Here is a 13,589-nt window from a genome sequence, read left to right as displayed (position 1 = left end):
AATGAAGCCAACAAGATCCCGCCAACGGGATTTTTCTTAGCCGGGGATCGGGGGATCATCGCCCCAGTAAAACCGAGTGGTGGTTCCCGCCCGGCAGGCGTATTCCCATTCGGCTTCCGTAGGCAGCCGGAACGTCAGGCCCGGATTGGCCTGGTTCAATTTGTCGAGAAATCCGTTCGGTTGCGTGATGTCGTCCCACGAAATAGACTCGACGGGCCGGCTCATGTCGCCGGTGAAGTAGGACGGGTTCGATCCCATGACCGCCTGCCATTGCGCCTGCGTGACCTCATATTTACCCATCCAGAAGCCTTGCGTCAACGTGACCTGATGCTGCGGGTCTTCGTCGGAATTGCTGTCCTGTTCGCCGGCATACCGGCCCATCATAAAGGTCCCCGCCGGGATCCAGACGAATCGCATCCCCGCGAACGTGGCCTCCTCGCCCGGCGTGGGGCCGGTACCGTCGTCGGCGATGATGCGAATCTTGCCCTGCGGGACCGTTTCGCCGGGATAATCCGCCGCGATGTCCCAGACGATGTGCTTGCCCGTACCGGGCGCGACGTTCGGCCCAATATCGCCCGTGGCGGTCCTGACGTTGAACGGGAATGTCGCGCCGTTGTCCTTTGACGCCTTGGCCGAGACGGTGCAGTTTCCGTTTGGGCTGGCGAGATCGTAGAAGATGTCCATCTTCGTCCCGGCGGTCCCGTTCGGAGACTGTGAAAACGTTACATTCGACACCACCGGTCCTTGCGCCCATGCGTCCGCCGACAACAACGCAACGGCGCAGACGCCCACACACACAAGAGCATGCGATCGTTTTCCCTGGAAAAGCATGTTCGATTCCTCCGCTTTCAATTTCCTCTCGAATTGCCATTCCCGCCGCAATCATGCCAAGTTCAGTGTATCAGGAATCCTTCCATTTTGCAAACGCGCGGGAGGGGCGGCGTCCCCGCCGACCGGTATTTTGCGCGACGTGAAACGGCGCGCGGGAACGCGCGCATTCCCTGATTGGCTGGAGCGCCGATCCGATTGGGCAATCGAACTTACGGTTCATACGTTATCGCGTGGCGCGCGAGGACGCGCCGCCATTGCCACGGAGAAGGCATTCATGTAAAATGATGATAACGACTTGGAGCATGAGAAACATGGAATTCAGAGTCACGTTGATCGAAACGGAGGAAGGCGTGGCCGCCAGTTGTCCTTCCCTTCGAGGCTGTCATTCGCAGGGTGAAACACGGGAAGAGGCGCTTGCCAACATTCGCGCCGCCATCCAAGAGTGGCTCGAGGCGGAGCAACTCGAAGAGACCGAGTTCAAGATCAGCGAAGAGATTGTAAGGGTCTGACATGCCGCGGATACCAGGGGTGGGATGGGAGGAAGCGGTTCGGGCATTGCGGAAGGCCGGGTACAGGGTTGTTCGCGAGTGAAAACACACGGTGATGTCCAACGGTGTAACGCGATTGACCGTCCCTCGCCATAATCCGATCAATTCGTTCACCATGGGCGCCATTGCCCAAGACGCGGGTCTCACCCCGGAACAATTCAAGGCCTTGCTCTAACCGGGAGCGCGCCCTCCCGACCGCTTTTTTACGCGACGTGAAACGGCGCGCGGGGACGTGCGCCCTCCCTGTAAGACACAACCGCAGTATAGCAGCCGGACTCGGAGAATTTCACGCTTTTCTCTCCGCGCGACACAGGCCCATCGTCCGGCATCCTCTTTCCGTGGCGCGCGGCGCAGATGTTACACCTGCATAACAAGAAATGTACGGTGCTTCTGGGCAAGAATACAAACTCTTTCCGACAGACTTGCGAGGAAGCTTCACGACATGTGCGGCGAGGCCCGCCAGACACAATCCAACCCACAATCGCGGTATCCATCCGGCCCGAAGCATGTCGCATGCCCTCCTCGTTGCCCGTCAGAGAATATAAAAAAATAGCATGCCGGGTTTCGCCTGTCAAGGTCCAGAAAAACCAGAAAACTTTAGAGCGTGTATGGAAAGGGCGTAGAACAGACTGTCCAGTCTGTCGATCCTTGTAAATTTTCCGGTTCCAGTAGGACAGGCTGGACAGCCTGTCCTACGTTCCGTGCCCAAGGGATTTTCCGTACACGCTCTTGAGCAACGACCCATCCGGTTTGTTGCGGCGCGGGAGGGTCGGCGTCCCCGCCGGCCGGTATCTTGCATGACGTGAGACGACCGTCTGCACGCATGGGCATGTCGCTCTCGATCGAACGAGGCGACGGAATAGCGGCAAGAGGTCGCTTCTATCGTCGTAGACGCGGCATCCTTGCCGCGTTTCTTGGGAGAGAATTAAGGCGCGCGCGCCCTTACCGGTATTTTCCGAGCGCCACGATCGCGCGGGCCATCTCGGCGCGTTTCGATTCAAGGAGGCCGGTATCGCGTGTAAACGACGTCAAGTTGGGCACAATTGTTTTGAGGTTCAACGCACTTTCCGCCTGTGCGATCAGCGGCGCCGGCGCCCCTTTCTGCCGGGCCTTGCGCAGGCAATCCGCCAGGATCGTCAGGTAATCGTAGTCTTCGATTCCGTCGCGCAACAGTTCCCAGCGGATGGAATCAACGGGACCGTCCTTGCCGGGGTACAACAACAACCCGTCGCCGTTTACGGGCGTCACATCGGCGGGATTGGCATAGGGGTCTTGGCCCTTTTCGACATGGTTGACGCACCAGTGGTGCATTCCGCGAACGCCCAGCGCCCATGCCTGCCAAGGCAGGATCCGATGCTCGATGCCGGCAAAGTCCATGAACAGGTTGGCGTAGGGCCGCGGCGGTTGGTGGTTGACGTAAAACCATGTTTCCCGGCCCTGCCCGATGCGTTCCAGCAGGGGCCGCCCGTTGGGCGTGTCGAACAATTGCAGGTGCGCGCACCAAATCGGCACGAAATCGGGCAGATAGGCGTCCAGCCCGAAGGCCGTGATCATCGCCGGAATGGCCGGGGCGATTGTCTGCCATTGTTTGGCCCGCTCGGCTACTTGGGGCCATTCGTCGGGCGGCGGTTCCGAGGCTATCGCGCAAAACGCGCGATCGTTGATATTTCGGCCCGCGACGAAGGCGTTGGCCCTTCCGAGGGCGGTCGGCGCCTCCAGCAGACTGGCCGGAACCGAGAACGTCGTGCCGCCGCGAACGATCAGATCCTTGAAACGCGGTTCGAATCGCGCGAGGTCCGACGTGTAATCGGGGCTTGCGGGCGGGAACTGGGCGGCTTCGCGCAGCGTGACGCGATGATCGAGGGCGTTGGCGACATACCGTGCGGCCAGATCGCCGGGCGCAAGCGTGCAACCCATCCGTTCCGCCGCTTCGCGCGCAAGATCCGGTCGAAATCCAAAATCGGTCTTGAGTGACGGTGTCACGGGCAGATCGAAATCGTATACGGTCGCCTCAACCGGAAAAACGGTCTCCCCGTTTTCGATGCCGGTCATGACTATGCTCCCCGTGTAGACGCCCGCGGCGGCGTTGGGCGGCGCGTACAGCGTGAACCACACCGGCGAGCAGCGTCCGGCGGGCGCGGTGAACGGCTCGAAGGGAATCAGGGGATCCGGCCATTCGCCCGTGGGGCCTTCGTAATGCGACGGAACGCGGATGGGCACGTAGCCCACGTTCATGACGCGGAAAACGTTTTCCCCCAACGATTGCCCCGCATCGCGATGGATCAACCGGCCGGTCCTGAACGTGACGCCGTGCAAGCCGCGATCCTTCGGCGGCCGCACCACGATTTGGAACGATTCCCGCTCGTTGCGCGCAAGCGCCACGCGGATCATCGGATCGAACGCGCCGTTCGATTCCGGAACGTCCTCGCGGAAAATTTTTTCCAGCGGCGAGGCCACCCATACCGCCGTGTCGCCCGGAAACGCCAGCGTCCGCTTGATGGTTCGGGGGCCCCGTTCAACGGCAAACGGCGCTTCGGTCCACGGCTCCATGCCGGCTTTTCCCTTGCCCACGTTGAACCGCGTGTCAATTCCGCCGTGCGGCGGATGGGTGTCCTTGCCGAGATCCAGCGGATTTGTGCCGCCCGGCCTGAGTTGGGCCATCAGGTCGTACATGCCGTCGCCCGGCGCGGTCCATGCGTAGGGGCATCGGATGACGCGGTTGGGATCGATGTCGAATTTTTTCACGGGAAGTTTCCAGCGCCGCCCGTTTTCGGCAACGACGCTGGCGTGAATATGGACATCGGCCATCGGCTTTACCGCCGAGATGAACAATTCGAGCATGCCCGGCCTGTAATCCACCTGCGCGGCGAGTTCGTCCGTGGCGAAGTCCACGTGTTTCATGCCGCGGACGATATTGAGACGATACGTGGTTTCCCATGAGTCGCCCGGTTTCATCAGCCGGGGCACGAACGCGGTTTGGAATCCCGCAAGTTTCCGGGCGGGTTCCCATACCGCCAGAAAGGCGTGGGTCTCGTTCGCGTCGAAAATGCCGCAGACGCTGATGCTTTCGACCGGATCCGTCAACGCGGCCCAGTTCCGCGAAGCGGGGTAATACCCGGACCGTTCGACGCGTTGCACGCCGTCCAGGGTGGGCAAGTCAATGCGATCCGTCGTGTCGAACGATGCGCCCGGCACCACCGGATTGCGCACCCAAGGCGCCACCCAGTGCGTTTCCGATCCCCGGTTTTCGACCCGCCACTGCACCCGCAGCGACGATTCGCCGGGTTGCGGTTCGATAATCCGCGTAACATGCAGCCCCGCGATATTCGGTCCGTCGCAGTCGTAAGTATAGCGCACGCCCTTCATCCCGCCGGCGGCCTCCACGACCTCGCAGGCTTCATTCAGGCGGCGGTTCGGAATGTAGCGGCTCGCGACGCCGAATCCCTCCTGGACCAACCCGTTCTCGCCCGCATAATTTCCCTTTACCGCCTGCAATCCGAATTCGGTAATCGGCGCGCCGGCATTCGGCGCCACCGCCAAACGAAGGAAGGGACCATCGGCGCGCACGGGGGCCTTCAGCGGTTCCGCCGGGGAAGGGAGTGGGGGCTGGGGACTGGGGGGTGGGGATTGGGGTTTGGGAACTGGGGGTTGGAATGTCGCACCCGCAGCCGGTTCCTCTCTTGAGGGGGGCAGGGGAGCAATGGCCCGCTGTTGCGCGCCGCCCTTGAACACACCCGGCGGCGCCGGCGATCCGGATGTATTCGCGGAATGTGGTCCCGCGGCCGGTTCCGACAGCGCAATCGCGCCAAGAGCCAGCGCCCATGTCCAGCGCAGCCCATATCCTGCAAACATGCCGCATCCCTTTCATGCAAAAGGCCAGCCGATGACGATGGCGTCCGCGGTGGATCGCCACAACCGCCTTTGATTTCTTTCACGGCGGAAAGTATACCGAAATGGGGCGGAAACAATCCCCACCCGGCTTTACCCTTTTGGGCCTTTATTCCTATTTCCCCCGTTTCGCATGATATCATTCGCCTGTTGGAGACGTACCCGTGTCAAATCAGGATACCTTAAAAAGCGTATTGAACGATGTGTGCGAACTTGTCCGCCGGAATGCCCGCGGGAAAAATCGCACGATAGCCGTGTCGCCGGAGGTGGCGGACCGGCTAAACCGCATTCCATCCGCCCCGGTGCGAAAACCGAATGTTCCGGCAAATCCCGTTTTGTCAAAAGCGAGCGCCCCCAAGCCATCCGGCGTTTGGGGACCGATTCCACCGGAGATACAGGATCTCGGCGCGTTGGAACGGTACATGATGGATTGCCATGCCTGCCCGCTGGGAGCAACGCGGACGCGACTGGTGTTTGGCGCGGGCAATCCAAGGGCGGAACTGGTCTTTGTCGGCGAAGCGCCGGGCGCGGAAGAAGATCGGCAGGGCAAACCCTTTGTCGGACGCGCGGGGCAATTGTTGACCGACATCATTGAAAAAGGGATGAATTTGCAACGCGCCGAGGTGTATATCTGCAACGTGCTCAAATGCCGGCCGCCGGACAATCGCAATCCGCTTCCAGGCGAAGTCGAACAATGCGAGCCGTATCTGATCCGGCAACTTGAAATCATTCGCCCGAAAGTCATCTGCACGCTGGGTACGTACGCGACGCAAACGCTGCTCAAGACCGTGGAACCCATTGGGCGCCTGCGCGGCCGCTGGCACTTTTATCACGGGATTCCGCTGCGCGCGACATACCACCCCGCCTACCTGCTGCGCAATCCCGGCGACAAGCGCAAAACATGGGAGGATGTGCTTGAAGTGCTCAAGGTGTATCGCGGCGAATTCACGCCGGGGCCATAAACCATGGGATGGCGACGGAAAAAGGACCATCGCGGGGACACCGGCGCACCGCGTGTGCGCTGGTACCGTTCGCTGATTTTCCAGGTGATTATTCTGTGCGCCGTTCTCGTGGCGTGCATGCTGGGATCCGTGTATGTGATTACCCGGCATTATTTCGGGGAAGTCGTTTCGGAAATGGAAGAGCGAACGCAGGACATCGCCGAGCGTCTTGTGTTGATTGTCCAGGAAAATCCCAATGTGAATCTTCACGATCTCGAGGAGGATCTCTCGAAGACATACCGCGGCACCCAGATAGAACTGCATGAGCCGAAAGATCCCGTCGAGGTGGCGCCATTCATGCTCGAAAAAGACAGCGAGGGACGCCTGACGAAAGTGGCCCGGATGCACGTCACCATCGGGGGCAAGGAAGTGTGCATGCTCACGGCGCGCGTGACGGTCGTGCCGCAAACTGAAATTGTCCGCGCATTCAAAAACAAGTACCTCGCCATGCTCACGCTGGTGTTCGTGGTCACGCTGGGTCTCATGATCTATTTCATCGCGCGCATTCTGCGACCGTTGAGCGAACTCGCAAAATCGTGCGCGCAGATTCGCGAGGGGCGCCTCCAGGCCGTCGGGACGGGGCGCAATGCGGGCGAAGTCCTTGCGCTCGAGGAAACCTTCAACAGCATGGTGGCCTCCCTGCGTGAAAAGGAGACCGTCGAGGCGAACCTGCGGCAGGCACAGCGCCTTTCGGCCATCGGCAATCTCGCGGCGGGCGTCGCGCACGATATCCGCAACCCGCTGAATTCGATCAAACTGTTGTCCAGTCACGCCATGGATCAACTCCACGGCGTGCCGGATGCGGCACAGGCGGTCAAACAGATCCAGACCATTCGCAACGAGGCCAACCGGCTCCAGGAAATCGTGTCTGGATTCCTTTCGCTGGCCAAGGAAGGCGAACTGCACATCGAACCCTACCGCATAGACGCCGTGCTGGAAGAATGCGCGCGGCTTGTCCGCAAGGACGCGGAAGCGCGCGGCATCCGTTTCATAACGGAATTACGAGCGGGGGATCTGGTCTTGGCCATAGATCCGAAGCAATTGAAAAGGGCCATTTTAAATGTATTGCTCAACGCGATGGATGCCTGCCCGCGGGGCGGGCGTGTTCGTCTGTTCAGCCGGGTCATGGAGAAACATTGCGAGGTGGAAATTCGCGACGATGGTCCCGGCATTCCCAAAGAAATCGCCGATCGGGTTTTCGACCCCTATTTCACGACAAAAACCACGGGCACCGGCCTCGGTCTTTCAATCACGCGCGGCATCGTCGAGGAGCACGGCGGCACGATTTCCTTGTCGAGTCTGCCGGACCAGGGCTGCCAGGTGGTCATGGCGTTCCCGATACCGCAAACGGCCATCCCAAAAGGCAAGGACGTATGAAACCGAAAATACTAATAACCGAAGATGATCGCGTGCAGCGCGATATCATTGCGGACATTCTGCTCCGCGCGGGATATGCGGCCACGGGCACGGCTTCGGGGGCGGAAGCCGTCGAGGCGCTCAAGGATGACGTGTTCGACATGCTGCTGACGGATCTGAGCATGCCGGGCATGGACGGTCTCGATTTGCTCCGCGAGGCAAAACGAATCCGGCCCGACATCGAGGTCGTTGTCATGACCGCCTATGCGACCGTCGCCACCGCCGTCACCGCCATGAAGGAAGGCGCAACGGACTATCTTGAAAAGCCTTTTGACAAGGACGAGTTGCTGGTGGTCGTGGCGAAGGCGATCGAACGCGGCGGTCTGCGCGTGGAGAACCGCCGCCTGCGCGAACTCGTGACGCGCGGCGCTTCCCTCGGCAACATTATCGGGGAATGTGAATCCATGCAGCGGGTGTTCGACGTCATCGGCAGGGCCGTAAACGTGTCGAGCACCGTGCTCATCCAGGGCGAAAGCGGCACCGGCAAGGAACTGGTCGCGCGCCATATCCACTTTGCGGGACCGCGCGCCAAGAAACCGTTTATCGTGATGAACTGCGCGGCCATACCGGATTCGCTCGTTGAAAGTGAGTTGTTCGGGCATGAAAAGGGCGCATTCACCGGCGCCGAGGCCAGCCGACCCGGCAAGTTTGAAATCGCAAACGAGGGCACGCTGTTCCTTGACGAGATCGGCGACATGCGCCTCGAAAGCCAGGCGAAATTGTTGCGCGTCCTGCAGGATGGCATGGTGGAGCGCGTCGGATCGAGCCAGCCCCGGAAGGTGGATGTCCGCGTGCTCGTGGCCACCAATCGCGATCTGGCCCAGCGCGTCGAGGAAGGCGCGTTTCGAAAGGACCTGTATTACCGGCTCGACGTGTTGCGCGTGGATTTGCCGCCCCTGCGCGATCGCATGCAGGACTTGCCGCTGTTGCTGGCCCATTTTCGGGGGAAACTGGCCGCGAAACTGGGAAAACCGGCGCCGAATCTTTCGCCCGACGCGATTGACGCGATGCGCCGGTATCGCTGGCCGGGCAACGTCCGGGAACTGGAAAACACCCTCGAACAGTTGTTTATCCTTTGTGACGGGCCGGTTGTGGAATTCGACGCGCTACCTGAAAAACTTCGCCAGCGAAACGCGGAACCCGGCCTTTTCACACTTCCCCCCGGCGGCATCGTTCTGGAGGATCTCGAACAGGATTTCATCCGTCAAGCCCTCGAACGTTCCGGTGGCCGCATCAAGGAAGCCGCCGAACTCCTTGGGCTTACCTACAAGACGCTTCAATACCGCCTGAAAAAACACGACATTGACCGGCGCGTCTCCGACGAGGCTTGAAAACAGAAGCGCTTTTCCGGTGGCTACGGTCGCGTTTGAATCATGCCTTGGGAAGCCGCACGGTCAACCGCGCACCGCCATTTGGCCGGCTGTCGGCCCAAATTACCCCGTCGTGCGCGGTCACGATGCGCGAGCAAATGGCCAGCCCCATTCCGACGCCGTTTTCCTTGTCGGTATAGAAGGGATCGAAAATGCGTGTAATCTTGTCGGGTGGAATGCCAGGGCCTTCGTCTTCCACGCGGATTTCGACCGACGCGGCGGACGGCGCCAAGGATACAGTGACTTTTCCCCGTCCGTCCATGGCCTCGACGGCATTGTGAATCAGGTTCATGAGGACTTGCCTCAATGGCGAATGCGCCCCATGGACCGTGCATGGAATTTCGTCGGGCGGAAACACGGTCTCTATGCGCAACTCGTTTTTGTCCGCATAGTCGCGCGTAAGTGCATTGCATGTTTCGGCGGCCAGCGCTCGCAAGTCCACTTTTTCGCGTTTCAGGGTAGGCTCGCGCGCGAAATCGAGAAATCCGGAAACGATGCTGTTGAGATGATCCGATTCACGAATGGCAATCGCCGCTAGTTTGTGAACCATGTCGCGCGCATCCAGGTTGGATCGGATTTCATCCACGGCGCCGCGGATAGCTGCGACGGGATTTCGGATTTCGTGAGCAAGCCCGGCGGCCAGTTCGCCCACGGCGGCGAGGCGATCCTGTGCCTGTAATTCCTGGCGCATCCGGGCTATTTCGGTCAGATCCGAAAACGAAACAATGAGCCGGGAAACGCGCCCGCGCGCATCGTAAATCAGACTGGTGGTCAATCCAATCTGGCGGCTTTGGCCTGCTCCCGTCAAGGCGAGAAACTCGTAGCCGATGAAATCACGACGGCGCCGCAAGGCGGTCAAGGCCGGACATTCGCCGCCCGATGCCATGCGCATTACCTCACCCACGTTCCGGCCGACAGCCGATCCGTCGGTTATGCCGAGTATTTCGTACGCGGCGCGGTTCATGGCCGTGATTTCGCCGTTGGACGTGGTCACGATGAATCCGCTGTTCATGTTGTCGAGAATGTTGCGTTGGAACTGTTCCATCCGTGTAATGCGCTGGTTCCAATACCCGCTCACAAACGCGGTCAGGTAGAACGCAAGGCTCTGGATGACAAAGCGATACCAGATATCCACCCATTGGTACAGGGCGTAGTGCGCCGGCAGGGCAAAGGGATCGGCGGCCTGGACGCCGACGAATACGGTCGCGAGCGTTGCAAACACAAAACCCTGTATGAGACCGAGAAAAAGCCCCGCTTCGAGAATGACGATGACCAGGAGAAACACGAAGAAACTGCGGATACCGCCGGTAAAACTGATCGTGGCGGCCACGACGCCGAAATCCACCAGCATCTGCGTCCATGTCAGCAACAGCGGAACGGTTTTCGATCGCTTGAGCGAGGCGATGTACAGGGCGCCGGTCACAAGGGCCAGCAGATACAGGCCAATCTGCACATACACGGCCTGGGTCGCGTCGCCGAAATGATGAATATTGAATGCGGCCGGCGCGAAGCGGTACGCACCTATCGCCGCGAGAATCAACACAACAATCCGCGCCACGCCCACCGACCACAACCACACCAGCGGGCCTTCGTATACAGTCGAACGCAGCCAATTGTCCCGCATACGTCACCTGAATCGTGAATCGCGAATTATGGATTACGAAACCCCGCCATGCGTCTCATGCCGGAATTCGCCGTCCGCCATGCGATCGTCATGGCCCCTTGTCCAGCAGCCGCTGCAAACCCTCGGGGTTCGGGCTGCGCTTCATGGCCATGTCGAGCGAGATGATCCCCCGCCGCACCAGCCGGTAAAGGGACTGATTCATGGTCATCATGCCTTCGCCGGTGCCGATTTCAATCATGGAGGGAATTTGTTCGAGTTTTTCGGCGCGGATGAGCGCGCGGATGGCCGGATTGGGCGCCATGATTTCAAGCCCCAACACGCGCCCGGTTCCGTCGGCGCGCGGAATGAGTTGTTGAACGACCACCCCTTCGAGCACGAACGAAAGTTGGGTGCGCACCTGATCCTGCTGATTGGAGGGGAACACGTCCACAATGCGGTTGATGGTCTGTAGCGCATCGTTGGTGTGCAGGGTCGCGAAGGCCAAGTGGCCGGTTTCGGCGACCGTCAAGGCGGCCTGAATCGTCTCCGGATCGCGCATTTCACCGATGAGGATCACGTCGGGATCCTGTCGCAGCACGTGTTTCAGCGCCGCGGCAAATGATTTGGTGTCCGCATGGACTTCGCGTTGGTTGATGATGCTGCGGTTGTGGCGGTGCAGGTATTCGATCGGGTCTTCCACCGTGATGATGTGAACGCTTCGTTCCCGGTTGATCCGGTCGAGAATGGCGGCCAGCGTGGTGGATTTGCCGCTACCCGTCGGTCCGCAGACGAGCACCAAGCCCACGGGGCGATACGCGAAATCGGCCACAATCCGCGGCAGGCCGAGTTCCTCGAAGGTCAGGATCTCAAATGGAATTGCGCGGAAGGCCCCCACGACGGAACCGCGGTCGCGGTAGACGTTGAGACGGAACCGGCTCAATCCGTCAATGCCGAACGACAGGTCGCATTCTTTTTCGGCCTCGAATTCCGCGACCTGATCCTCATTCATGACGGCATAGATAATTTCTTGGGTGTCTTCGGGGTTGAGTCGTTCGTAGCCCGGCAAGGGTTCGAGGCTGCCGTGCAGCCGGACCATGGGCGGCGCGCCCACCACGATATGCAGGTCGCTTGCTCCGGACTCGATGGTTTTTTTCAAGAGTTCCTTGATACTGATGGACATGCCCGTGCCTCCCCTCGCCTAATCCGCTGTTGTGTGCTCCAACACCTGCTCAATGGTGGTAATGCCCTTGGCGGCTTTTGACAGCGCGTTCATACGCAAGGTGCGCATGCCGCATTTCATCGCCATAAGTTTGATTTGGGTGCCCGAGGCCCGGTTCATCACCAAATCCTGGATTTCAGGATAGTTCGGCATGGCCTCGATAACGGCCACGCGGCCCTTGTATCCCGTGTTCTTGCACTTGGCGCAGCCGCGGCCCCGAACGAACTGCGGCGGGCCGTCTTCATCGTTGGGCTTGTATTGAATTCGTTCTAAAACGTCCTTCGGCACATGATGAATGGGTTCCTTGCAGTAGGAGCACACGCGCTTGAGCAACCGTTGCGCGGCGGCCAGCGCCACCGACGATTGCACGAGGAAAGGCTCGACGCCCATGTCGGTCAAGCGGGGGAAAACGCCCGCCGCGTCGTTCGTGTGCAGCGTGCTCAGCACCAAATGACCGGTCAACGCCGCCTTCACGGCCACATCGGCCGTTTCGTGATCGCGGATTTCGCCCAGCATGACGATGTCGGGGTCCTGTCGCAAAATCTGGCGAAGCGCCTCGGCGAAGGTAAGGCCAATCGCCGCGTGCGTCTGAACCTGGGTGATGCCGAACAGTTCGTACTCGATGGGGTCCTCGACCGTGACGATGTTGCGGCTGACCACGTTGAGTTTGTTGAGTGCGCTGTAGAGTGTGGTGGTTTTCCCCGAACCGGTGGGGCCTGTCATCAGAATCATGCCGTGGGGCAGTTTGAGGGCGTGGTTGAAGGCTTCCATGGGTTGTTTCTCGAAGCCCATGCCTTCCAAGTCCAGGGTCAGGTTGCTCTTGTCCAGCACACGCAGCACGACCTTTTCGCCGTATTTCGAGGGCAGATACGCCACGCGGAAGTCTATGTCGCGGTTATTGTATCGGATGTGAATGCGCCCGTCTTGGGGTTTGCGCGTCTCGTCAATGCGGTTGCCGCTGAGAATCTTTAGCCGGGCGACCAAGTTGCTTTGCAAATTTTTGGGCGGCCCTTTGGCCTCCTCGAGGGTACCGTCCACGCGGTACCGGACCCGGACGATCTTCTCGAAGGGTTCGATATGGATATCGCTGGCACCCAATTCGAGTCCGTTGAAAAGAATAAGGCGCACCAGCCGCTTGACGGGCTCGTCTTCCGCGCCCGCTTCCAAAGCGGAAACGTCCTCGACCTGATCGTTCTCTTCGACGACTTCGAGTTCTTTTTCCTCTTTGTTGGCGGCCAGCAGTTCGTCGTACAAATCGTGCGCTTTGCCGCCGCCGTAATTCTTTTCGATGGCCGCGAGCAGTTCCGACTCGATGGCCACGACCGGCTCGATTTCATAACTGGTCAGCATCCGGAGGTCGTCCAGCGCCATGATGTTCAGCGGATTCGACATGGCCAGCGTGAGCACGTCGCCCGTGATCGAAATCGGCAGCATGGTGTGCTGGCGCGCGAGGGTTTCCGGCACCTCGGCCAAGACGTTCTTCGGGATGTTGTAATTGGCCACCCGCATGTGGGGAATGCCAAGTTGCTCGCTCAGCGTGATAACCAGATCTTCTTCGGAAAGGTATTTGCGCTCAACAAGAATATGCGCCAGATTCTGGCCGGTGGCGCGTTGGAGGGCGATGCATTCCTTGAGTTGCTCCTCGGTTACCAGACCCTGTTCAAGCAGCAAATCGGGCAGGCGTCGTTTGATCACTTTCGTTGCCATGACTCA

8 protein-coding genes and 2 pseudogenes are annotated in these 13,589 nt (G+C 60.0%); 5 read left to right on the top strand and 5 right to left on the bottom strand.

Annotated features, from left to right (window positions below):
* Nucleotides 1-54 precede the first annotated feature (54 nt).
* Nucleotides 55-408, bottom strand: a pseudogene (locus P5540_07710) (formylglycine-generating enzyme family protein).
* Between the two features lie 734 nt (nt 409-1,142).
* Between P5540_07710 and P5540_07705 the strand changes: the two are divergent.
* Nucleotides 1,143-1,340 carry a type II toxin-antitoxin system HicB family antitoxin gene (locus P5540_07705; protein HRT64701.1) on the top strand — a complete coding sequence of 66 codons (198 nt, stop codon included), beginning with the start codon at nt 1,143-1,145 and terminating at the stop codon, nt 1,338-1,340.
* 1 nt (nt 1,341) lies between these two features.
* Nucleotides 1,342-1,554: pseudogene (locus P5540_07700) on the top strand (type II toxin-antitoxin system HicA family toxin).
* Nucleotides 1,555-2,321: 767 nt separating this feature from the next.
* On the opposite strand, the gene P5540_07695 reads toward P5540_07700, so the two are convergent.
* Complete coding sequence (locus P5540_07695; GenBank protein HRT64700.1) at nt 2,322-5,231, bottom strand: DUF4091 domain-containing protein; 2,910 nt, start codon at nt 5,229-5,231, stop codon at nt 2,322-2,324.
* Between the two features lie 200 nt (nt 5,232-5,431).
* Here P5540_07695 and P5540_07690 point away from each other — a divergent pair, with 200 nt between their 5' ends.
* The 3 genes from P5540_07690 to P5540_07680 are packed head-to-tail and all read left to right on the top strand — an operon-like array spanning nt 5,432 to nt 9,015.
* Complete coding sequence (locus tag P5540_07690) at nt 5,432-6,229, top strand: uracil-DNA glycosylase (protein HRT64699.1); 798 nt, start codon at nt 5,432-5,434, stop codon at nt 6,227-6,229.
* 3 nt (nt 6,230-6,232) lie between these two features.
* Nucleotides 6,233-7,645 carry an ATP-binding protein gene (locus P5540_07685; protein ID HRT64698.1) on the top strand — a complete coding sequence of 471 codons (1,413 nt, stop codon included), beginning with the start codon at nt 6,233-6,235 and terminating at the stop codon, nt 7,643-7,645.
* Nucleotides 7,642-9,015, top strand: coding sequence for a sigma-54 dependent transcriptional regulator (locus P5540_07680; protein ID HRT64697.1), 1,374 nt, complete (start codon nt 7,642-7,644; stop codon nt 9,013-9,015). Before P5540_07685 ends, P5540_07680 begins: the two co-directional genes overlap by 4 nt.
* Nucleotides 9,016-9,055: 40 nt before the next feature.
* Here the strand turns inward: P5540_07680 and P5540_07675 are convergent, their stop codons facing one another.
* From P5540_07675 to P5540_07665, 3 genes are all read right to left on the bottom strand, one after another.
* Nucleotides 9,056-10,678 (bottom strand): ATP-binding protein, encoded by a 1,623-nt coding sequence (locus tag P5540_07675; protein HRT64696.1) that lies wholly within the window; start codon nt 10,676-10,678, stop codon nt 9,056-9,058.
* Nucleotides 10,679-10,766: 88 nt separating this feature from the next.
* Nucleotides 10,767-11,837, bottom strand: coding sequence for a type IV pilus twitching motility protein PilT (locus tag P5540_07670; protein ID HRT64695.1), 1,071 nt, complete (start codon nt 11,835-11,837; stop codon nt 10,767-10,769).
* 18 nt (nt 11,838-11,855) lie between these two features.
* On the bottom strand, nt 11,856-13,583 hold the full coding sequence (locus P5540_07665) for an ATPase, T2SS/T4P/T4SS family (protein ID HRT64694.1): 1,728 nt from the start codon (nt 13,581-13,583) through the stop codon (nt 11,856-11,858).
* Nucleotides 13,584-13,589: the final 6 nt, after the last annotated feature.

The organism is Candidatus Hydrogenedentota bacterium, assembly GCA_035450225.1.
Taxonomy (GTDB): Bacteria; Hydrogenedentota; Hydrogenedentia; order Hydrogenedentales; family SLHB01; genus DSVR01.
Note: the sequence above shows the minus strand (reverse complement) of the source record. Positions and strands in the feature narration are given on the sequence as shown.